This window comes from Zhihengliuella sp. ISTPL4 (genome assembly GCF_002848265.1).
Lineage (GTDB): Bacteria > Actinomycetota > Actinomycetes > Actinomycetales > Microbacteriaceae > Microbacterium.
The window spans coordinates 2,889,822-2,911,822 of sequence record NZ_CP025422.1; the positions used below are offsets into that span (position 1 = coordinate 2,889,822).

Below are 22,001 nucleotides of genomic sequence, written 5' to 3' on the forward strand. Positions count from 1 at the left end.
CGCGGATGCACGTCGTCTTCTTCGCCGATCAGCACCTCGACTCCCTCGGCGGAGCGCAGGTGTCGATGCGGCTGCAGCGGACGTTCCTGGAGCGCGCCGGGCACACCGTGACGGTCGTCGCGCCCCGAATGCACGCACGGCCGGATGCTGCCGCACCGTCGGAGGGGAACGTCGACCTCCCGTCGCTGCCGATCACCCTCGACCGCGAGTACGCGATGACCTGGCCGGGGCGGGCGACCGACCGGGCCCTCGACCGGGCGATGGCGCACCGTCCGCCCGTCGATCTCGTCCATGTGCAGGCCGATTTCTGGGGCGCCTTCATCGGGCACCGCTTCGCCGCCCGCCACGGGATCCCTGTCGTGCACACGATGCACAACCGCGTCGATGTCGGACTCGCCGCCGTCACGCCGCTGCACCGCCCCGTGCTCGCCGTGCTCAACCTGTGGCGCCGCGGCGCCCTCCGCGGCGTCGGCGTGCCGGTCGGCGGCAGCGATGGGTGGTCGTACCTCCGCGGGCTCGCTGCGGGTGCCTCCGCCGTCACGGCGCCCTCCGGGCACTTCGCGCGGCGCCTGGAGCAGAACGGCGTCGCGCGGACGGTCGACGTGGTGTGGAACGGCATCGACGACGACGCCCGCGCGCAGACCCTCGAGGCGGCTCCCGCCGAGCGGACGCCGGGCCGCCCCCGCTTCGTCTGGCTCGGGAGGATGAGCCCGGAGAAGCGCCTGCTCCCGTTCCTCCAGGCCTGGGTCGCCTCCGGCGTCGACGCCGAGCTCGAGGTGATCGGCGGCGGCGGACAGCGCGCTGCGGCGGAACGGATCGTCGCGGGACGCGCGGACGTGCGCTTCGCCGGGCGGCTCTCCTATGCGCAGACCCTGGAGCGGATCACCGCCGCGGATGCGCTCGTGCAAACGTCCATCGGCTTCGAGACCCAGGGGATGACGCCGTTCGAGGCGGCCACCCTCGGCACGCCCTCCGTCGTGAGCGACCCCGACATCGCCGCCGAGTTGCAGGGCGGACTCTGGGAGGTGCCGACGGCGGACCCGCACGCCCGCGGACGAGACCTCGAGGTCCAGCGGATCCGCGCCCTGGCCGCGACGCTGCGGCAGGCGGCCGCGGACATCGCGAGCGGAACCGCGCCCCAGCCGGTGCCCGCCGTGGCGGACGCCTTCCGGCAGTCGTCGCGGACGGCCGCCATGATCGAGCTCTATGAGCGGGTGCTCGACCGACCCTGAGCGGTCACAGGAACCCGTAGAAGTTCGACGAGAGCCAACTCAGCACGATCGTCAGCACACCGGCGCCGGAGATGCCGACCGCGATCCCCGCGAGCAGTCGCGACCCCGGGCGCCGGGCCGCGATGAGGCCGAGCACGAGCGCCGCCCCGTAGCCGAGGAACGTGAGGACGCCCGACCCTCCCTCGATCAGGCCGATCATGCTGTAGGTCCGGTCCGACATGTAGACGAACGGCCGCGCCAGGATCAGGAAGACGTCGATCGCCAGCGTCACCAGCGCGACGATGAACGCCGCGCGGCCGAGGCCGTCGCCGGCGGCGCGCGGAGCCGGGGTGCCGTACGGCGGAACGCCGCCCGTCGGTCCGGATCCCGGTGCGAACCCGGGCGCGGTCGACGCCGGGTGCGAGGTCGCCGCGGGGAAGGCCTGCGGAGCGGCGGTGGGGAACACGTGACCGCCGCCCGGGGCGGGTGTATACGGCGCCCCGGGTGCCGGAGCCTGGGCACCCGGGTACTGGGGCTCCGCGGGGAGCGGCGGAGGCGTCGGTGCGGCGATCGGTTCGCCGATGCCGTCGCCGGAGGGCGGGGCGGGCTGCTGGGGGTCGCTCATGCCCCGAGCGTAGCCGCGCCGGGCACGGGGTGCGAGGGTCAGCGGTAACCGTGTCCGGGGTCGGCCCGGTGAAGGGCGTCGCTTCCGGCGACGCGGCGCCAGTCGGTGGGGGTGCGGCGGTAGCCGTCCCGATGCAGCTCGACGACGGTGGCGGCGACCGCCCAGATGATGAGGGCGAGGAGGAGGATGAGGAGTACCATGGCAGAAAACCTACGCGCGGCCGAATGCTGCCACGAGCGGCAGATCAGGCAGGTGTCGTAGGAAAACTGCCATTTCGGGAGAAGTAATGCAGACCGTCGCGTGCGTGGTGCAGGACGGCTTCGCGCCGTTCGAGTTCGGGGTCGCCTGTGAGGCGTTCGGTCTGGACCGGTCGGCCGACGGGGTGCCGAACTTCGACTTCCGCATCGTCGCGCCGCGTCCCGGTGTCGTGCGCTCGAAGATCGGGTTCTCGATCAACGTGGAGCACGACCTGTCGTTCGCCGCCGAAGCCGACCTCGTGGTGTTCTGCCCGGTGCCGCGGGAGATGTGGGGGAGTATCGACCCCCTCCTGATCCAAACGGCTCGCGACGCCGTCGCTCGCGGCGCCTGGGTGATGAGCGTGTGCAGCGGCTCGTTCATCCTGGCCGCGGCCGGTGTGCTGGACGGGCGGCGTGCCACGACGCACTGGATGTACGCGCACACGATGGCCGAGATGTATCCGGCTGTGGACATCGACCCGGACGTGCTGTTCGTGCAGGACGGTCGCATCATCACGAGCGCCGGGACCGCCGCGGGCATCGACGCCTGCCTGCATCTGCTGCGGCAGGAGCTGGGGGCGGAGATCACCAACCGCATCGCCCGACGCATGGTGGTGCCGCCGCAGCGTGATGGGGGACAGGCGCAGTTCATCGACCGACCGATCCCGGTCGTCCCCACGGACTCCCTCGCGGCGGTCGCGGACTGGGCGGTGGAGCACCTCCGCGATGAGCTGACCGTCGACCAGCTCGCCGCCCGGGCGCTCATGTCACCTCGCACCTTCGCGCGTCGATTCAAGGCCGAATACGGGGCGACTCCCGCCGCGTGGCTGGGACGGCAGCGGATCATCCAGGCGCAGCGTCTCCTCGAGCGCACGGAACTCCCGCTGGAGCACATCGCGACGGAGTGCGGCTTCGGTTCCGCGGCTGTGCTCCGACAGAACTTCGCCCGCGTGCTCGGTGTGACCCCCACCGCTTACCGCGCCCGCTTCTCCTGCGCCACCGTCCCCGCTGCCTGACCCCGTCCCGTCCCGCCCGTCCCGTCCCGGTCCTGGGGGATCAGTTTCGCGCCGCGCCGCCTCGCCTCCTGGACACTCTCCGTCCCGCGACGGACGGCGGCATTCTGGGCCCGCCGCGCCGGACGGGCATCGCACCACACGCTCCGCAGGGGATCTCGTCGAGCCGGGGGTCGCCGCCCGCATCGGTGCGGGATCAGAATGGCCCCGCGAAATGGTCTTCCGGGTGCGGGTTCGATCCTGCGCGGGAGGCGGCGGGACGGGCCGGATCAGAAAGTCCCCTCGAGCGGGGATGGGGGTGCGGTAGTGATCCCGCGGGGGAGGGGGCGGCGCGGGGTGCGAAAGGGGAAGAGGGGCTCAGTGCCAGTGGGCGGGGGAGGGGAGGGTGACGTCGCGGACGTCGACGCCGGCGGGCGTGACCGTGGCGACCGCGTAGAGGAGGGACTGCGTCGGGTACCCGTGCGGGCGGTTGTCGCGGATGATGGCGCGATCGTCTTCCGGGGGCAGGGCCGCGGAGGCTCCGAGGAGCGCGGTCCACTCGGCCGCCCAGTCGGCGCTCGCCGCGGCGGGCCCCAGAGCGCGGAACTCCGGGAGCCACGCGGCGATGCGCGGGGTCTCCTCGTCGTCGAGGTCGTCATGGGCGATCATGTGCGTCCCGGGCTCGACCGGAGTCTCCCGGAGCTCGGCGCCGTCCCAGGACAGCACCCGGGCGCCTTCCGGACCGACGTCGAGCAGATTGAAGCCGTGCATCGGTGGGGCGTCCTGCGGGGAGCGCCCGGTGACCGCGGCGAGCGGAAGGGTGCCGCGGGAGACGGCCGCGCTCGCGGAGAGGTCCTGCACGTCGGCGCGGTTGAGGAGCACGGCGAGGCGTCGTTCCACGGGGTTCACGGCGAGCCAGGCCCCACCGGCGCGGCGGTCGCGGATGCCGATCACCCCCGGATACTCCTCGGGCCACCACGCGCCCAGGGCATCCCACTCCCGAGCCGGGTCCTCGTCGCGGACGGCCAGCAGCCGCGCGGAACCCGCGGCCTCGACATCGATCACCACCGTGCACACGCCTCCGAGTCTAGGTCGGCGGGGACGGTCGGGGTCCGGGACGGATCCGCACGCGATGACCCGGGCGTCCGAACCCTGGGGCAGAATCGAGGCGTGAACATCGTCGTCGGAGTCACGGGCGGCATCGCCGCGTACAAGACGGTGCACCTCGTGCGCCTGCTCACGAAGGCCGGTCATGACGTGACCGTGGTGCCCACCGAGGACGCGCTGCGCTTCGTGGGCCTGCCGACCTGGGAGGCGCTGAGCCGGCACCCGGTGACGACGAGCGTGCATGACGACGTCGCCCGCGTACGGCACGTCGCCCTGGGGCAGGGGGCTGACCTCGTCGTGATCGCCCCAGCGACGGCGAACTCCCTCGCGAAGATGACCGCGGGCCTGGCCGACGACCTCCTCGGTACGACGCTGCTCGCGACCGAGGCGCCGGTGCTCGTCGCGCCGGCGATGCACGCGGAGATGTGGCGGAACCCGGCCACCCAGGCGAACATCGCGACGCTCCGGGACCGCGGCGTCCACGTGGTCGGACCGGCCGACGGGGAGCTCGCCGGCGGCGACAGCGGCCCTGGTCGCATGGTCGAACCGGAGGAGATCTTCGCGGCGGCACAGGCGCTGCTGACGCCGGGCGACCTCGCGGGCGTGCGGGTCGTCGTCTCCGCGGGCGGGACGCGCGAGCCGATCGATCCGGTGCGCTTCCTCGGCAACCGGAGCAGCGGCCGCCAGGGGGTCGCGCTCGCGGCGGAGGCGGCGGCGCGTGGCGCGGAGGTGGCGCTCGTCGCCGCGAACGTCTCCGGGGACGTGCTCGCGGAGGCCCGCCACCCGCACGTCCGGATCATCCGGGTCGGTACGGCTGCCGAGCTGGCCACGGCGATGAAGGAGGAGGCGCCCGCCGCCGACATCGTGCTGATGGCGGCCGCGGTCGCCGACTACCGTCCGGTCGAGGTCTCCGCGCGCAAGCTCACCAAGGATCGCGGCGGGGTCGGCACGATCGAGCTCGTCGAGAACGAGGACATCGTCGCCGCGCTCGTCGAGAAGCGACGGGAGGGGCAGCTCATCGTCGCGTTCGCGGCGGAGACGCCCGAGGATGAGACCGAGCTGCTCGCCCGGGCGCGTGGCAAGCAGGAGCGCAAGGGCGTCGACCTCCTCGTGGTGAACGAGGTCGGCTGGGAGCAGGGTTTCGAGCGCGGCGAGAACGCCGTGCACATCCTCGGTCCCGGCGGGGTCGTGGCGCGGACCGCGGCCGGGAGCAAGCGCGAGGTGGCGGCGGCCGTCTGGGACGAGGTCGCCCGCGAGAGGTGAGGGATGGTAGAGCCGCGCTGCGCAGAATGCTAAACTTGAGTCAACCAAACTCAACTTTCAGAAGGAGCATCTCCAGGAGGAGCGCATGACCACCCCGCAGACCGGATCCCCGAACCAGGAACAGCAGTCCGCCCTCGAGCAGTTCGGCATCAACCTGACCGACCGCGCCCGCGAGGGCAAGCTCGACCCCGTCATCGGACGGGACAGTGAGATCCGGCGCGTCAGCCAGGTGCTCACCCGCCGCACCAAGAACAACCCGGTGCTGATCGGTGAGCCCGGCGTCGGCAAGACCGCGGTGGTCGAGGGCCTCGCGCAGCGCATCGTCGCGGGCGACGTCGCCGAGTCCCTCAAGGACAAGGAGCTCGTCTCGCTCGACATCTCCGCCCTCGTCGCGGGCGCGATGTATCGCGGCCAGTTCGAGGAGCGCCTGAAGCAGGTCCTCAAAGAGATCACCGAGTCCGACGGCCAGGTCATCACGTTCATCGACGAGCTGCATGTGCTGATGGGCGCGGGCGGGGGTGAGGGGTCGGTCGCGGCCTCGAACATGCTCAAGCCGATGCTGGCCCGCGGCGAGCTCCGGCTCATCGGCGCCACCACGCTCAACGAGTACCGCGAGTTCATCGAGAAGGACGCCGCGCTCGAGCGCCGCTTCCAGCAGGTGTACGTGGGCGAGCCGACCGTCGAGGACACGATCGCGATCCTCCGTGGGCTCAAGGGCCGTTACGAGGCGCACCACGGGGTGACCATCTCCGACAGCGCTCTCGTGGCCGCGGCCTCGCTCTCCAACCGCTACCTGCCCGCGCGGCAGTTGCCGGACAAGGCCATCGACCTGATCGACGAGTCGATGTCGCGCCTGAAGATGGAGATCGACTCCTCTCCCGTCGAGATCGACCAGCTCAAGCGTCAGGTCGACCGCCTGAAGCTGGAGGAACTCGCGCTCAAGCGGGAGAAGGACGCCGCGTCCAAGGAGCGTCTCGGCACCCTCCGCGAGAACCTCGTCGAGCTCGAGAAGGAGCTCGCCGGGCTCGAAGCCCGGTGGGCGCGGGAGCGGCAGGGCCTGAACCGGGTCGGTGAGCTGAAGAAGCAGCTCGACGACGCGATCACCCAGCGTGACCTCGCCATGCGCAACGCCGATTACACGAAGGCGTCGAAGCTCGAGTACGAGACGATCAAGCGTCTGGAGCGCGACATCGCCGAAGCCGAGCAGGCCGAGGCCACCGCCTCGAGCGAGCCGCGCATGGTGAACGAGCAGGTCACCGAGGAGGACATCGCCGCCGTGATCGCGGCCTGGACCGGCATCCCGGTCGGGCGGCTGCTGCAGGGGGAGAGCGAGAAGCTGCTGCACCTGGAGAACGAGCTCGGCAAGCGCCTCATCGGCCAGAAGGACGCCGTCAAGGCGGTGTCCGACGCCGTGCGCCGCTCGCGGGCGGGCATCAGCGACCCCGGTCGCCCCACCGGCTCGTTCCTGTTCCTCGGCCCGACCGGTGTCGGCAAGACCGAGCTGGCCAAGGCGCTCGCGCAGTTCCTCTTCGACGACGAGCACGCCATGGTGCGCATCGACATGTCGGAGTACGGCGAGAAGCACTCGGTCTCGCGGCTCGTCGGCGCCCCTCCGGGGTACGTCGGCTACGAGCAGGGTGGTCAGCTCACCGAGGCCGTGCGGCGTCGTCCGTACAGCGTGATCCTGCTCGACGAGGTCGAGAAGGCGCACCCCGAGGTGTTCGACGTGCTGCTGCAGGTGCTCGACGACGGGCGGCTGACCGACGGGCAGGGGCGCACGGTCGACTTCTCGAACGTGATCCTCATCCTGACCTCCAACCTGGGCTCGCCGATCCTCATCGACCCCGTGCTCTCCGTGGAGGAGAAGCGGGAGCAGGTGATGGCCCTCGTGCGCCAGGCGTTCCGGCCGGAGTTCCTGAACCGCCTCGATGACATCGTGATGTTCCAGGCGCTCACCGAGGACGACCTCGCGCAGATCGTGGAGCTCTCGGTCGACCAGCTGCACGACCGGCTGCGCGATCGTCGGCTCACGCTCGCGGTCACCCCCGGCGCGCGGTCGTGGCTGGCCGAGCGCGGCTACGACCCGGTGTTCGGCGCCCGCCCGCTGCGTCGTCTCATCCAGACCGAGGTGCAGAACAAGCTCGCGACAGCCCTCCTCTCCGGCGGCGTGCACGACGGCGACACCGTCCGGGTGGACGTGGCGGCCGACGGCACGGGCCTCGTGCTCACCGCGACGACCCCCGAGCCGGAGGTCGACGACGACGTGATCGAGGCGGAGCTGCTCGACGACTGATCGGGGACAATACACAGCGAAAAGGCCCGGTATGCGCGACGCATACCGGGCCTTTCGTGTGTGTGGTCAGGCGCTGAGGACGACCGTCTCCGCGATCGGACGGCGAACCCGCGGGGCGACCTCGCGCTCCTGCAGCACCTCCGGCAGGGCCTCGATGTCGCCGAACTCGCCGACGGCGATGACGGTGGCGGGGGTGAAGCGGGGCTCCAGGTCGGCGAACTCGCGGACGACCTCGGGGTCGAAGCCGCTCATCTGGTGCACGACGAGGCCGTCGTGGTGGGCCTGCACGGAGAAGTGCGCCACGGCCTGGCCGAGGTCGTAGAACGCGTGGCTGATCGGCGTGCCGTCGGCGGTCGCGGTCTCGGCGATCGCGACGACGAGGACGGCCGCGTTGCCGGCCCAGGCCTGGTTGAAGCCCATGAGCGCGTCGACGATCTGGGCGTGCAGGGCGGTGCCGCGGCGGGCGACGATGAAACGCCACGGCTGGATGTTGTTGGCGGAGGGGCTCCAACGGGCGGCCTCGAGGGCGGTGGCGAGCTTGGCCTCATCGATCGGCTGCTGCGCGTCGTAGGCGCGGGGGCTCCAGCGGCCGGCGAGGACGTCGAGGACGGGGTGCTCGGTCGGGGCGGTGCGGTCGATGACGGGAGTGCTCACGGAAGTGCCTTTCGGACGGAGGGGATCGGACGCCGTCGTCCGGGTACACGGGGGATGAACCGATGCATGTGCATGCATATTCCCGAAACCGTGCGCGCCGCCTCAGTCGAGGAGATTGCGGGACGCGGCGTCGGCGAGCGCGGCGCGGACGGCGCGGATCGACGGGGCGGCGGCCGACACCCGCCGAGCGGAGGAGAAGATCTCCCGCCGTGGCTCGTGGGGCAGTGGCGCGAGATCGACGGTCGGGGTGTCGCCCGCCCACACGAGCTCGGGGAGCAGCCCGACCGCGAGTCCGGCGTGGATGAGGCGGACGTGCGCGGTGAGGTCCGCGAGCTCGAAGCGCACATCAGGCTCGAACCCGGCGGTGCGACACAGCTGCTCGGCCCAGGCGCGGGACGCGGTTCCAGCGGGCTCGAGCACCCACGGCTCGGCGCGGGTCGCCCACAGGGCGGCAACCGGATCGGTGGTCTCCGCAGCCCCGGGACGCCGGGCGAGGGCGATCGCGTCATGGGCGAGCACGACACGATCGAGGTCCGCATGGATCGGGCGCGTGTGCCCCGGATACTGCTCCGCGAGGATGAGGTCGTAGTCGCGGCTGGAGACGCCCACCAGCCCGGACTCGGGGTCGCGCTCCGTCACCTCGACCCGCAGGGCGGGGTGGCGCTCGCCGAGGGCCGCGAGGGCGCGGGGCAGCAGGGAGTGCGCGGTGGATTGGAACACCGCGAGGCGCACGGTGCCGGTCACCTCGGTGAGCGATTCGGCGACGGCGACCTGGGCGTGCTCGAGCTGGTCGAGGATGCCGATGGCCTCGGCCACCAAGACGTTCCCCTGCGGCGTGAACTGCACGCCGCGACCGACCCGACGCAGCAGCGGCACCCCGACATCACGCTCCAGGGCGGCGAGCTGCTGGGACACGGAGGCCTTGCTGTAGGACAGTGCATCGGCCACGGCGGAGAGCGTCCCGCGACGTGACAGCTCCACGAGCAGACGCAGGCGATGGACGTCCAGCACGGCGGCTCCAATCGTTCAGGCTGAGTGAACATAATCCACTCGAATCGGTTGATAGACGGAGCCTACCGAGCGGCTGGACAATTATGCAGCCGCACACGACACCCGCGTGTGCGAGGCCGAGGAAGGTACCCCGCCCCATGACCGTCATCGACGACACCACCCCCCGCACCGAAGAGGTCGCCGCGCTCGTGCAGCGCTGGCTCGCCGAGAGCGAGACGCACCCGGTCGAGCCGGCCGCGCAGCGCCTGTCCGAGGTGCTCAAGGACCCGAACGGCCTGGCCTTCACCGTCGGCTTCGTGGACGGGGTCATGCGTCCGGAGGATCTGCGCGTCGCCGGTCGCAAGCTCGCCGAACTCTCCGACATCACGCCCACGCTGCTGCCCGGCTACCTGCGGGCCGCGATCAAGGCCGGAGGCTTCTGGGCGCCGAAGCTGCCCAACGTCGTCGTCCCGATCTCGCGTCGCGTGCTGCGCGCCATGGTGGGTCACCTCGTGCTCGACGCCACGCCGTCCAAGCTCGGCCCCGCGATCGCCAAGCTCCGCAAGAGCGGCAACCGTCTCAACCTGAACCTCCTCGGCGAGGCTGTGCTCGGTGAGCGTGAGGCGGGCCGGCGGCTGCAGGGAACGTACGACTTCCTCGCCCGTCCCGACGTGGACTACGTCTCCATCAAGGTCTCGAGCGTCGTCAGCCAGCTCTCCATGTGGTCGTTCGACGAGGCCGTCGCCGACGTCGTCGAGAAGCTCACCCCTCTGTACCGGCTCGCGGCGAAGGCCGAGGCGAAGGGCGCCCGCTCCGGGACGCAGAAGTTCATCAACCTCGACATGGAGGAGTACCGCGACCTCGACCTCACGATCGCGGCCTTCACGAGCATCCTCGACCAGCCGGGCCTGGAGGACCTCGAGGCCGGCATCGTGCTGCAGGCGTACCTGCCCGATGCGCTCGGTGCCATGCAGCGCCTCCAGGAGTGGGCCGCTGCCCGCCGCGCCAAGGGCGGAGCCCCGATCAAGGTGCGCGTGGTCAAGGGCGCGAACCTCGCGATGGAGGAGGTCGACGCGAAGGTGCACGGCTGGCCGCTCGCGACGTACGGCACCAAGCAGGACTCCGACACGAACTACAAGCGCGTGCTCGACTGGGCGATGACCCCCGAGCGGCTCGACGCCGTGCGCATCGGCGTCGCCGGGCACAACCTCTTCGACATCGCCTACACGTGGCTGCTCGCGAAGGCCCGTGGTGTGACCGAGGCCGTGGAGTACGAGATGCTGCTCGGCATGGCGACCGGGCAGGCCGAGGCCGTCCGCAAGGACGTCGGCCGTCTCCTGCTCTACACGCCGGTCGTGAACCCGGCGGAGTTCGACGTCGCGATCGCCTACCTCGTGCGGCGCCTCGAGGAGAACGCGAGCCCCGAGAACTTCATGTCCGCCGTGTTCGAGCTGGCCTCGAACCCGACGCTGCTCACCCGGGAGCGGGAGCGCTTCGAGCGCTCGCTGGCCGCGCTCGCTGCGGACCCGTCGGTACCCACCCCGAACCGCACGCAGGACCGCACGGCCCCGCGCCCTGACGGCACCACGGACGGTTTCGCGAACGAGCCCGACACCGATCCGGCGCTCGCCGCGAACCGTGCCTGGGGTCGGGAGATCCTGCAGCGCTCGGTCTCCTCGACGCTCGGCCGGGACGCGATCGCGGCCGCCCGCATCGAGACCGACGCCGACCTGGACGCCGTGTTCGCCGCCGCCACGTCCGCCGCCGAGAAATGGGCAGCGCTCCCCGCCGCCGAGCGCGCCGCCGTCCTGCACCGTGCGGGCGACGAGCTCGCCGCCCGCCGCGGCGAGCTGCTGGAGATCATGGCGCACGAAGCAGGCAAGACCATCGCGGAGGCCGACCCCGAGGTCAGCGAGGCGATCGACTTCGCGCACTACTACGCCGAGCGCGCGAAGGACCTCGAGGCCATCCCCGGCGCCGAGTTCGTGCCGTCGAAGGTGACCGTGGTCACGCCGCCGTGGAACTTCCCCGTGGCGATCCCCGCCGGCGGTGTGCTCGCCGGCCTCGCCTCCGGATCCGGCGTGATCATCAAGCCCGCCAAGCTCACCCAGCGGTGCGGCGCCGTGATGGTCGAGGCGCTGTGGGCCGCGGGCGTCCCGCGCGACCTGCTCGCTCTCGTCGACCTCGCCTCCCGTGACCTCGGCACCCGCCTCGTCGCCAGCCCCCAGGTCGACCGGGTCATCCTCACCGGGGCCTACGAGACCGCGCAGCTCTTCCGCTCCTTCCGGGCCGACCTGCCGCTGCTCGCCGAGACCAGCGGCAAGAACGCCATCATCGTGACGCCGTCGGCCGACCTCGACCTCGCCGCCGCCGACGTCGCCCGCAGCGCGTTCGGCCACGCCGGGCAGAAGTGCTCTGCGGCGTCCCTGGCGATCCTCGTTGGGTCGGTCGCCGACTCGAAGCGCTTCGAGCGGCAGCTCGTGGACGCGGTCACCTCGATGCGCGTCGGGCTTCCCGACGACCCCGCCACGCAGATGGGGCCGATCATCGAGCCCGCGAACGGCAAGCTCCTCACCGCGCTCACCACGCTCGACAAGGGCGAGCGCTGGCTCGTGGAGCCCCGGAAGCTCGACGACGAGGGGAAGCAGTGGACGCCGGGGGTGAAGACCGGCGTGCGCGAGGGCTCGTACTTCCACCTCACCGAGTTCTTCGGACCCGTGCTCGGCATCATGCACGCGAAGGACCTCGACGAGGCCATCCGGTTGCAGAACGCCGTCGACTACGGCCTCACTGCGGGGCTGCACTCGCTGGACTCCGCCGAGGTCGCGACATGGCTGGACCGCGTCGAGGCCGGCAACCTGTACGTGAACCGGGGCATCACCGGCGCCATCGTGCAGCGTCAGCCGTTCGGCGGCTGGAAGCGCTCGGCTGTCGGCGCCGGAGCCAAGGCCGGCGGTCCGAACTACCTCTTCGGTCTGGGTGAGTGGCGTGCGGGCGAGCTGCCCGCCGCGGCGCCCGGGGCCGCGGTGACCCCGGCGGTGACCGGGCTGCTGGAGGCCGCCGCACCCGAGCTCGACCCGGCGGGGATCGAGTGGCTGCACCGTGCCGCGGCCGCCGATGAGCGGGCGTGGATCGACGAGTTCGGCGCCGTGAGCGACAAGTCCGGACTCGGGGTCGAGCGCAACGTGTTCCGGTACCGTCCGGTGGCGGTCGACGTGCGGATCGCCGAGGACGCACCGCTCGCCGAGGGTGTCCGCGTGCTCGCCGCCGCCCTGCGCAGCGGCAGCCCGTTCACCGTGTCGGCCGCGTCGCTGCCGTCCCGGGTGGAGAAGGCGCTCAAGGCCCAGGGCGTGACCGTGAAGACCGAGTCGGACGCCGCGTGGACCAAGCGCTACGCGAAGGGCGCCCGGTCGTGGCAGCGGGCGCGGCTCGTGGGCGGCGACGCCAGCGCGCTGCACACGGCCCTCGACGGTAGCCCCGACGTCGCGGTCTGGTCGCACGCCGTGACCGGAGCGGGCCGGGTCGAGATGCTGCCGTTCCTGCATGAGCAGGCCGTGTCGATCACCAACCACCGCTTCGGCAACCCCACCACGCTCTCCGACGGCCTCCTCTGACGCCGAGACCCCGGGTACACGTCGAGACCCCCTGCTGCACGCGCGTGCAGCAGGGGGTCTCGGCGCGAGAGCGGGGTCTCGGGAGTCAGCCGCGCAGAGCCTCGGCGAGCTTCACGCGCGAGCCCATCCGGAGCAGGGAGTTCTCGTAGATCTTCGCGCCGACGACGATCGCCGCGACGCAGCTCGCCAGGAGGATCGCGAGGCTCAACAGCGGCTCCCACCACTGCGCCTCACCGACGAACAGGCGCATCGGCATGCCGACCGGAGCCGAGAACGGCACGTACGACATGATCGTCAGCACCAGCGGGTTGTCGTTGAAGACGATCACCAGCACGTACGGCGCCATGATCAGCATCGTGATGGGGGTCGTCGTCGAGCCGATGTCCTCCTGGCGGGAGACCATGGAGGCGGCCGCCGCGAACATCGCCGCGAGCAGGATGAACCCGAACAGGAAGAACACCGCGAACCAGATGATGGGGGCGCCGAGGGTGGTCAGCACTTCGCGCTGACCCGTCACGATGAGGCCGATCGTGGCGACGGCCGCGAGGGCGAGGATCTGTCCCATCGCGAGCACCGTGTTGCCGATGACCTTGCCGGCGAGCAGGGTGCGCGCCGGGATCGCCGACAGCAGCACCTCCACCACGCGGGTCTGCTTCTCCTCCACGACGCTCTGTGCGATGGTGCCCCCGAAGGTCGCCGCCGCCATCATGAACACGAGCCCGAACGCGATCGCGATGAAGTAGCGCAGCAGCGGGTTGGTGGTGACCGGTTCGAGGATCACGACCTCGGGCGAGAGCGACAGCGCGGACACCAGCGATCCGGGGGCGTCCTCCAGCGCGACGATCGTGTAGCCCGCGGCGTTGTCCCCCGCGAGCACCGCCGCATCGACATCCCCGTCGCGGACGAGCTCCTCGGCCTCTCCGCGCGAGGCGACCTCCGTCACCTCAACGCCGGGCAGCGCGGACACGGCGGCGGCGGTCTCCGACGTCACGGCCACCGGCATGGCGTCGCTGTTCTGACTCGCGAAGCCGCCGAACAGCACGCCGGCGAGGGCGATGAGCAGCAGGATCCCGGTCGAGATCAGGAACGCCTTGCTGCGGAGCTTGGAGCCGATCTCCCGCTCGGCGACCAGCCAGATCCCGTTCCGCGCGGGGTTCCCCGATCCCGCGGAGCGCTGGGTCCCTGAGCCTGTCGAAGGGGTCGAAACGTTCACTGGATGACCTCCTTGAAGATCTGGGCGAGGGAGGGGTGCTTGGGTGCGAAGCTCGCGACGTCGCCGCGCGCGACCGCCGACTGCAGCACGCGCTGGGCGGTGTCGGGGCCGTCCGCGTCGAAGAGCGCGTAGCCGCCCTCGAAGTCGACGACCGTGACCCCGGGCTCGGTGCGCAGCCACCCGGCGTCCCCCGCGGAGACCAGCTCGTACCGATCACGGGCGTGCTCGGCGCGGAGGCCGTCCCGGGACCCGGCGGCCCGGATGGTGCCCCCGGCGAGGATGACGAGATCGTCGCAGAGGCGCTCGACCACATCGAGCTGGTGGGAGGAGAAGAGGATCGAGGCGCCGCGGGCCGCGCTGGCCTGCAGGACTCCGGCGACGACGTCCACCGCGAGGGGGTCCAGGCCGGAGAAGGGCTCGTCGAGGATCAGCACCTCGGGGTCATGCACGAGCGACGCGGCGATCTGCGCCCGCTGCTGGTTGCCCAGCGACAGCGACTCGATCGTGTCGTCCAGGCGCTCGCCGAGTCCGAGTTCCGTGAGCAGCGCGGTCGCCCGCTCCGTCGCCTCCGGCTTGCTGAACCCGTGCAGCCGAGCGAGGTAGACGATCTGCTCCAGGACTTTCATCTTCGGGTACAGGCCGCGCTCTTCGGGCATGTAGCCGAACCGGCGGCGGTCGGCGGTGGTGAGGGGCGCCCCGTCGAGATCGACGCGTCCGCCGTCCGACGACAGCAGACCGAGGATGATGCGCATGGTCGTGGTCTTGCCGGCGCCGTTGCCGCCGACGAAGCCCGTGAGCCGGCCCGGGGCGACCGTGAACGACACGTCGTCCAGCACCCGGCGGCTGCCGTAGCTCTTGGTGATGCCGGAGAGTTCCAGCAGTCCGGTGGTCATGTCGTGGTGCTCCGTCCGAAGGTGATCCGCATGACCTTCACGCTATTGAGCACCGGCAGGGCGGGGCATCCCCCGCATGGCGGATTGCCGGGCCTCAGCCGCGCGGTGGACGCCCGACGTGCAGCACCGTGCGAACGACGAGGCCGGCGACCAGCGCCCAGAACGCCGCACTCACCCCGAGCACCGCGATGCCGGAGGCGGCGACGAGGAATGTGACGACCGCGGGGAGGCGCTCGCCCGGATCGTCGATCGCCTGCTGAACGGCCGAGCCGAAGGCGGCGAACAGGGCGAGTCCCGCGACGGCAGGGATGACGGCGGTCGGAGCGAGCATCACGAGGGTGGCGAAGGCGGCGGAGAAGCCGCCCAGCACGAGGTAGGACACTCCCGTCGAGACCCCGGCGAGCCAGCGTCGGTCGGGATCGGGGTCGGCATCGGGGGACGCCGCGAGGGCCGCGCTGATGGCGGCGAGGTTGATCGTGTGCCCGCCCGCCGGAGCGCCGAGAGCCGTCCCGAGTCCCGTCACGAGCATCGCGGGACGCCACGGGACCTCGTAGCCGAAGCTGCGCATGATCGCGATACCCGGCACATTCTGCGACGCCATGGTCACGAGGAACAGCGGCAGCGCGATGCCGACCAGGGCCCCGACGGTGAAGGCCGGCATCGTCAGCTCGAACCGCGGGAGGAGGACGGCTGGGTCGACCGGGGTCCCTGCGGAGACCAGCGAGACGGCGACGACCGCAGCCGCGGCGGCGAAGGCCAGCGGCGCGGCCCACCGGGGAGCCAGCCGGGCGAAGACCAGCCAGGTCAGCACGACCGGGAGCACGCCCCACGGATTCGCGACGACCCCCGTGATCGGCGCGAGGCAGAGCGGCAGCAGCACTCCCGCCAGCATGGCCTGCGCGATCGACGGCGGGATCCGGGCGATCAGGGCCCCGAGCGCGGGCCAGAGCGCCGTGAGGAGGATGAGGGCCGCGGTCACGAGGAAGGCCCCGACCGCGGCCGGCCAGCCGCCCTCGACGCTGCCGGTCGCCACGAGCAGGGCGGCACCGGGAGTGGACCACGCGGCCGTGATCGGCATCCGGTAGCGCCAGGCCAGCACGATGCAGGCGAGCCCCATCGCGAGGCTCACGGCGAGGAGTCCGCTGGCTGCCCGCGCCGCCGACGCGCCGACGGCATCGAGGCCCGTGAGCACCACCGCGAACGAGCTCGTGAACCCCACGAGCGCCGTGACGATCCCGGCGACGATCGGACGGGACACGGGGACGGCGGCGGGCATGGCTCCGAGAGTATCGCGGGGGAGCGGTCCGCCTCCGGTCAGGCCAGCCCCATCCGATGCGCGAGCACGACGGCCTGCACGCGGTCCCTGGCGCCGAGCTTCTGCAGGATGCGGGAGACGTGGGTCTTCACGGTGGCCTCCCCGATGAAGAGGGCACGGGCGATCTCGGCGTTGCTGCGGGCGTCGGCGAGCAGGGTCAGCACCTCGGCCTCCCGCTCGGTCAGCGGCTCCGCGAGCACGGGCACCGTGGTTACTCTCGCCACCGCGCGGGCGGGAGTGGTGCCGCCCTCCGGGGTCGCTCCGGCGAAGCGGGTGAGGACGCGGCGCGTCACCTCGGGTGCCAGCATGCCGTCCCCGGCCGCGAGCGCGCGCACCGCGGAGATGAGATCCTCGGCGCCTGCGTTCTTGAGGAGGAATCCGCTCGCGCCGGCTTCGAGCGCCTGATAGAGGTAGTCGTCGCGATCGAACGTCGTCACGATCGCGATCGCGGCGCTCACCGAGGGATCGGCCACGAGCCGGCGCGTCGCCTCGATCCCGTCCATGTCGGGCATCTGCACGTCCATCGTGATGACGTCAGGGCGCAGGTCGGCGGCCTGTGCGACGGCCTCCGCCCCGGTCGAGGCCTCGCCGACGACGGTGATGTCGGGCTGGGTGTCCAGGATCGTGCGGAAACCGGCGCGGAGGAGGGCGTGGTCGTCGACGAGGAGAACCCGGATCGGCGCGGTCATCGGGTGACCTCCGGCGCGACGGCGCTCAGCGGCACCCGGGCGCGCACCCGGAGGCCGCCCGGCACACGGGGCGTGATCTCGAACGAGCCGCCGGACGCCGCCGCGCGCTCCCGCATCCCGAGCTGGCCGAGGCCGGGACGCAGCTGAGCGATGGCGCGCCCGGTGTTCACGACCTCGACCTCCACGCCGTCGTCGTCGTAGCGCACGCGCACGTCCGCCGTCGCCCCTGGCCCGGCGTGCCGGCGGGCGTTGGTCAGGGACTCCTGCGCGATGCGGTACAGGTTCACGGCGACGAGCGAGGGTACCGGCACCGGATCGCCGATCACGGTGTACGCGGTGGGGAGGCCCGCCTCGGTCGATGCCTCCGCGAGCGCGCCGATGTCGTCGAGGGAGACGGTCGACGCCGACTCGGTCGTGTCGCCGCCCGGGGTGCGCAGTGTCTCCAGCAGCTGGCGCAGCTCCTGGATCGCGTCCCGCGCCGAGGACTCGATCCCGGAGAGGATGCGCGCCGACTGGGCCGGGTCGCTCTCGAGCACGAGGCGCGCGGCGCCCGCTTGCACGCCCATCACCGAGACGTGGTGAGCGACGACGTCGTGCAGCTCCCTGGCGATCCGCACCCGGTCGAGGGCGACCGCCTGAGCCGCCGTCACCTCGCGCTCGCGCTCCAGCTCGCGGGTGCGCTCCTCCAGCACGGTGCGCTGCTCGGCCGCCGCCCAGGAGCGCTCGCCGAAGTAGTAGGCACCGCCGAAGTACAGCACGTTGAGGAGGATCTGGATGAGCATGAAGGCCACATACGGCGACATCGCACCGGCGACCACGTCCGCCTTGTCGGCCTCGTTGATGGCGTCGCGATACATGGTGATGAGGAGCCACACGAACATGCCGACGATGATGGCGACCCGGACGATGAGGGCCTTCCGGCGATCGTTCATCCAGGCGCCGACCGTGTAGAGCGCGATGAACATCGCGATGTTGCCGACGTAGATCTCCGGTACCCGGATCGTCACGGCCGTGAAGTAGGCCAGCGACACCACGACGGCGACGGTGCCGGGCCAGCGCCGACGGAACCCGAGCGGCGCCGCCACGACGACGGCGTAGACGAGCGCGGTCCACAGTGGAGCCTGCTCGTCGCCGTAGACCTGGGCGATGGAGGAGAGCGCCGCGCTGAGGATCGCGCCGACGAAGAGGACGAGCGCGAGGAGGAGGTCGCCGCGCTGGTCGCGCAGGGTCGGCGTCCGGGTGAAGGCCATCCCTCCACCGTAGGGCGGGGGCCGTCGCGCGGCATCCCCCGCGCGACGGAGACGGCTGCCTGTGATCTGCCTATTCCTTTCCGATGCGTCGATCGTCTACCTTCGGAGAAGGCGTTGCCGCGGGATCGGCAGAGCTCGAGGTCGACCGCGACAGCACCGGGCTGCGCCGGCCTCCTCCGGAGGGTGGGGACATGGCGCGACGACGCGCGTTCTTTCGGTCGATCATGGGCGGGGCCGCGGCCCTCGCACTCGCACTGGGCGGCGCGACCGCAGCCGATGCCGCGTCAGGGGGATCGCTGGCGGGGACGGTGACGGCGGAGGCGGACGGTTCGCCTCTCGCGGGCGTCACCGTCTCGGTGTCGACCGACGACGCGTCGGTCTTCGAGTCCACGACGACCGATGCCACGGGCGCGTACCTCGTGCCGGACCTTCCGGCGGGGGAGTACGTCGTGGCCTTCGACGCCTCCGGGACGGACTTCATCCCCGAGTTCTGGGACGATGCGTCGTCGCGTGCGGCCGCGCAGCGTCTCATCGTCGCCGAGGGGGAACCCGTCGACGGTGTCGATGCCGCCCTCACGCTCGGTGGGGCGATCGCCGGCTCCGTGATGCGGGAGCCCGACGGCTCGCCGCTCGAAGGCGTGACCGTGTACGTGGACTCCGCCGACTTCTCCCGGTCGGATGTCGCGCAGACCGGCGCCGACGGGACCTATCGGATCGGCGGTCTCCCTGCCGGCGATTATCGCGTCCGTTTCGACCCCGCCGAGCCGACGCTGGCCGGCGAGTTCTGGGACGACGCCTACGGAGACCGCAAGGCGACGACCGTTCGCGTGACCGCGGGAGAGGACCGTGGAGGAGTGGATGCCCTCCTCGCCCAGCTCGGCGTGATCCAGGGGTCGGTGACGTTGGCGACCGACGGCTCGCCCGTGGCCGGGTGGGTCACCGCCACCGACAACGCGACGGGAGCCTGGGCGCAGGCCGACGTCGCGCCGGACGGGTCATACACCCTTTCCGTGCCGCCGGGGGAGTATGCGGTGGCGTTCGTTCCCAACGGCGGACGCGGCATCCCCGAGTACTGGAAGGATGCGCGGCAGGAGAAGGATGCGACCAGGATCGCCGTGGCCGCGGGGCAGGCCATCGCGGACATCGATGCGACTCTCGACGCGAGCGGGATGATCACCGGTGTGGTGCGCACCTCCGGCGCGCTGTCCGGCGACGCGATCGTGGAGGCGTACAGCGGGGACACCCTCGTCAGCATGGCCTACACGCAGCCCGACGGCTCGTACCGCCTGGCCGTCCCCGCCGGGACCTACGTCGTGCGGGCCACGGCGAACGTGTACGACATGATCTTCGCCCCGCAGTTCTTCGACGGCGTCGCGACCCGGGCCGAGGCGACCCCTGTCGCGCTCGCCGCGGGCGGCGATCGCGCGGGAGTGGACTTCGACCTCGCGCCGGGCGGCGCTATCGACGGGACGGTGTCGACCGCGGGCGGTGCCGCGGTCTCCGGGGCGACGGTCACGGCTCTGCTCTGGACAGCGTCCGGCTGGCGGGACGTGGCGACGCTCGACACGGAGGGGCGTTTCACTCTGGGTGGGAGGGCGGATCCCGAGGCTCCCGGTGGTTCGCTGCCCGCGGGGGTCTACACGCTGCGGGTGGAGATGCCCGGTTTCTGCACCGGGTACTTCGGCGGTGCACAGTCGCTCCTCGGGGCCGACACCTTCCGGGTGGAGCCCGGAGCCACCGTGTCGGGACGGGACGTCATGCTGTCGACGGAGTGCACGGCACCGTCAGCGCCGCCCGTGCTGACCCTCTCGCAGGCCTCGATCCTCGCCGGGGAAGTGCTGACGATCTCGGGAGCGGGCTTCGCGCCCGGGGAGACGGTCACGCTGGAGATCCGGTCGGAGCCGGCCGAGCTCGGCCGGGCCGTGGCGGGTATCGACGGGGCGTTCTCGAACGACTTCCGCATTCCCGCGGGGTTCCCGGCCGGAACGCACACCGTGGTCGCGCTGGACGCGCAGCGGAATGTGGTGGCGAGCGTGCGGCTCGACATCGTCCCCGGCGCCTCGGGAGGCACGTCGGGCGAAGCCGTGACACCGCCGCGGGCCGAGGAGAACCTCGCCGCGACCGGAGGCGAGTTCCCGTCCTTCGCGCTGATGGTGGCGGTCGGGCTCCTCCTCGGCGGAGGAGCACTGCTCCGACGCCGCCGTCGGCACGGCTGAGGGGGATGCCGAGCGGGGTCTGCCAGGATCGAGTGTGACCTCCTCGCCGCGCCCGCGCCTGGCACCGCTCTATCTCGCCGGATTCACCACCGCGTTCGGGGCGCACGGCATCGCCGCGGCCCTCGGCGCCGAGACCGAGGACATCGGCTGGACGCTGCTGGCCTTCGGCTTCACGCTCGCGCTGTACGACCTCGCCGAGGTGCTGCTCAAGCCGCTCTTCGGGGCGCTCAGCGACCGGGTCGGGGTGCGTCCCGTGATCCTCGGCGGGCTGCTGGCCTTCGCCGCGTTCTCGGTGGTCGGAGCGGTGGCCCCGGGAATGATCGGCCTCGTGATCGCACGCTTCGGCCAGGGGGCGGCGGCCTCGGCGTTCTCCCCGGCGTCATCCGCTGCGGTGGCGCGGTTGACGGACGAGGCGTCGCGTGGCCGGTACTTCGGCCGCTACGGCTCCTGGAAGAGTCTCGGATATGCGCTCGGCCCCCTGCTCGGTGCGGTGCTCGTGGTGGCGGGCGGGATCCCGGCGCTGTTCTGGGCCCTGGCCGTGTTGGGGCTCATGGCGGCCGGATGGGTCCTCCTCGCTGTCCCGGCTGTGCCCGTGCTGCCCCGGAAACGGGTGACCCTCGTCGACCTCGGCCGGGAGCTCCTCGCCCCGGGGTTCCTCGTGCCGACGCTGGTGCTGGCGGCCACGACCGGCGCGCTCGCCGTGGCCGTCGGCTTCCTCCCGCTGCTCGGCCGGGAGGCCGGACTCGGCACCGTGGGCAGCATGGCGATCGTCACGGTGCTGGCGGTCGTGTCGAGCATCGTGCAGCCGCTGGTCGGATCGGCGCACGACCGGGGCCGGCTCTCCGTCCGCCTCGGCGCGGTCGGCGGGCTGCTTCTCATCGGCGTCGGCGTCGCGCTCTCGGCGCTGTGGGTGACGCCTGTCGTGCTGTGCCTTACGGGTGCGCTGGTCGGTGCCGGGGTGGGCCTGGCGACGCCGGTGGCGTTCTCGCACCTGGCGGCATCGACGCCCGCGGAACGCTTGGGGCGCACGATGGGCAGTGCGGAGCTGGGCCGGGAACTGGGCGACGCGGGCGGCCCGCTCGTCGCGGGGGCCGTGGCGACGGCGACGGTGCCGGCGGTCGGGATCGGCGTCATCGCGGCGCTCACGGCGGGGGCAGGCGCCCTGGCTCTCCTCGGGCTGCGACCGCCGCGCGTCGACGCGCGGCCGGACCAGAACCGGGCGAACGGACACGACGGCGAAGGTCGGAACTCTGGAGCGACATGAAGAGCGCCGAGTGCAATACGATCCAGTACTCAGTACTACAACTTCATTCTGAAGCACTGTGGAGAGATCGCGTGCAGGTGAAGAAAACTGTCCTGTGGGGAATAGTGGGCGCGGGGTGGACCCAGACGTCCCGGATGCCGCCAACACAACCATCGAGCTCTACGAGGACGGAACTG

Annotated in this window: 17 protein-coding genes; 7 read left to right on the plus strand and 10 right to left on the minus strand. The window is 71.9% G+C overall.

Annotated elements, in window-relative coordinates; all coding sequences use genetic code 11:
* The first annotated feature begins 5 nt into the window (after positions 1-5).
* On the plus strand, positions 6-1,232 hold the full coding sequence (locus tag CYL12_RS13760) for a glycosyltransferase (protein ID WP_101848823.1): 1,227 nt from the start codon (positions 6-8) through the stop codon (positions 1,230-1,232).
* Between the two features lie 4 nt (positions 1,233-1,236).
* Here the strand turns inward: CYL12_RS13760 and CYL12_RS13765 are convergent, their stop codons facing one another.
* Together CYL12_RS13765 and CYL12_RS17340 are read right to left on the minus strand one after the other, a co-directional pair.
* Complete coding sequence (locus CYL12_RS13765; RefSeq protein ID WP_101848082.1) at positions 1,237-1,836, minus strand: hypothetical protein; 600 nt, start codon at positions 1,834-1,836, stop codon at positions 1,237-1,239.
* Positions 1,837-1,874: 38 nt separating this feature from the next.
* The gene (locus CYL12_RS17340; protein WP_199399134.1) at positions 1,875-2,036 is read right to left on the minus strand and encodes a hypothetical protein; all 162 of its coding nucleotides are present in this window, start codon (positions 2,034-2,036) and stop codon (positions 1,875-1,877) included.
* A gap of 86 nt (positions 2,037-2,122) precedes the next feature.
* Here CYL12_RS17340 and CYL12_RS13770 point away from each other — a divergent pair, with 86 nt between their 5' ends.
* Positions 2,123-3,088, plus strand: coding sequence for a GlxA family transcriptional regulator (locus CYL12_RS13770; protein ID WP_101848083.1), 966 nt, complete (start codon positions 2,123-2,125; stop codon positions 3,086-3,088).
* A gap of 354 nt (positions 3,089-3,442) precedes the next feature.
* On the opposite strand, the gene CYL12_RS13775 is transcribed toward CYL12_RS13770, so the two are convergent.
* Positions 3,443-4,141 carry an NRDE family protein gene (locus CYL12_RS13775; RefSeq protein WP_101848084.1) on the minus strand — a complete coding sequence of 233 codons (699 nt, stop codon included), beginning with the start codon at positions 4,139-4,141 and terminating at the stop codon, positions 3,443-3,445.
* A 93-nt stretch (positions 4,142-4,234) separates the two neighbouring features.
* Between CYL12_RS13775 and coaBC the strand changes: the two genes are divergently transcribed.
* Complete coding sequence (gene coaBC / locus CYL12_RS13780; RefSeq protein ID WP_101848085.1) at positions 4,235-5,434, plus strand: bifunctional phosphopantothenoylcysteine decarboxylase/phosphopantothenate--cysteine ligase CoaBC; 1,200 nt, start codon at positions 4,235-4,237, stop codon at positions 5,432-5,434.
* 85 nt (positions 5,435-5,519) lie between these two features.
* Positions 5,520-7,727, plus strand: coding sequence for an ATP-dependent Clp protease ATP-binding subunit (locus CYL12_RS13785; RefSeq protein ID WP_101848086.1), 2,208 nt, complete (start codon positions 5,520-5,522; stop codon positions 7,725-7,727).
* Between the two features lie 66 nt (positions 7,728-7,793).
* On the opposite strand, the gene CYL12_RS13790 is transcribed toward CYL12_RS13785, so the two are convergent.
* Together CYL12_RS13790 and CYL12_RS13795 are read right to left on the minus strand one after the other, a co-directional pair.
* Entirely contained in the window at positions 7,794-8,381 is a 588-nt protein-coding gene (locus tag CYL12_RS13790; protein ID WP_101848087.1) for a nitroreductase family protein, read from the minus strand.
* Between the two features lie 102 nt (positions 8,382-8,483).
* Positions 8,484-9,392 carry a LysR family transcriptional regulator gene (locus CYL12_RS13795; protein ID WP_101848088.1) on the minus strand — a complete coding sequence of 303 codons (909 nt, stop codon included), beginning with the start codon at positions 9,390-9,392 and terminating at the stop codon, positions 8,484-8,486.
* 137 nt (positions 9,393-9,529) lie between these two features.
* Between CYL12_RS13795 and CYL12_RS13800 the strand changes: the two genes are divergently transcribed.
* Positions 9,530-12,985, plus strand: a complete 3,456-nt coding sequence (locus CYL12_RS13800) for a bifunctional proline dehydrogenase/L-glutamate gamma-semialdehyde dehydrogenase (protein ID WP_101848089.1) — start codon at positions 9,530-9,532, stop codon at positions 12,983-12,985.
* A gap of 85 nt (positions 12,986-13,070) precedes the next feature.
* On the opposite strand, the gene CYL12_RS13805 is transcribed toward CYL12_RS13800, so the two are convergent.
* The 5 genes from CYL12_RS13805 to CYL12_RS13825 all read right to left on the minus strand — a co-directional run bounded on the left by CYL12_RS13805 (position 13,071) and on the right by CYL12_RS13825 (position 18,345).
* The gene (locus CYL12_RS13805) at positions 13,071-14,123 is read right to left on the minus strand and encodes an ABC transporter permease (RefSeq protein WP_233486900.1); all 1,053 of its coding nucleotides are present in this window, start codon (positions 14,121-14,123) and stop codon (positions 13,071-13,073) included.
* Positions 14,124-14,194: 71 nt separating this feature from the next.
* The gene (locus CYL12_RS13810; protein ID WP_101848824.1) at positions 14,195-15,079 is read right to left on the minus strand and encodes an ABC transporter ATP-binding protein; all 885 of its coding nucleotides are present in this window, start codon (positions 15,077-15,079) and stop codon (positions 14,195-14,197) included.
* A gap of 106 nt (positions 15,080-15,185) precedes the next feature.
* A complete protein-coding gene (locus CYL12_RS13815) occupies positions 15,186-16,367 on the minus strand; it encodes a benzoate/H(+) symporter BenE family transporter (protein ID WP_101848091.1) in 1,182 nt (393 codons plus the stop codon).
* A 38-nt stretch (positions 16,368-16,405) separates the two neighbouring features.
* Positions 16,406-17,095 (minus strand): response regulator, encoded by a 690-nt coding sequence (locus CYL12_RS13820; RefSeq protein WP_101848092.1) that lies wholly within the window; start codon positions 17,093-17,095, stop codon positions 16,406-16,408.
* A complete protein-coding gene (locus CYL12_RS13825) occupies positions 17,092-18,345 on the minus strand; it encodes a sensor histidine kinase (RefSeq protein WP_101848093.1) in 1,254 nt (417 codons plus the stop codon). Before CYL12_RS13825 ends, CYL12_RS13820 begins: the two co-directional genes overlap by 4 nt.
* A gap of 191 nt (positions 18,346-18,536) precedes the next feature.
* On the opposite strand from CYL12_RS13825, the gene CYL12_RS13830 reads away from it, so the two are divergent.
* The gene (locus CYL12_RS13830; protein ID WP_158297196.1) at positions 18,537-20,561 is read left to right on the plus strand and encodes a carboxypeptidase-like regulatory domain-containing protein; all 2,025 of its coding nucleotides are present in this window, start codon (positions 18,537-18,539) and stop codon (positions 20,559-20,561) included.
* 34 nt (positions 20,562-20,595) lie between these two features.
* Entirely contained in the window at positions 20,596-21,825 is a 1,230-nt protein-coding gene (locus tag CYL12_RS13835; RefSeq protein ID WP_233486756.1) for an MFS transporter, read from the plus strand.
* Positions 21,826-22,001: the final 176 nt, after the last annotated feature.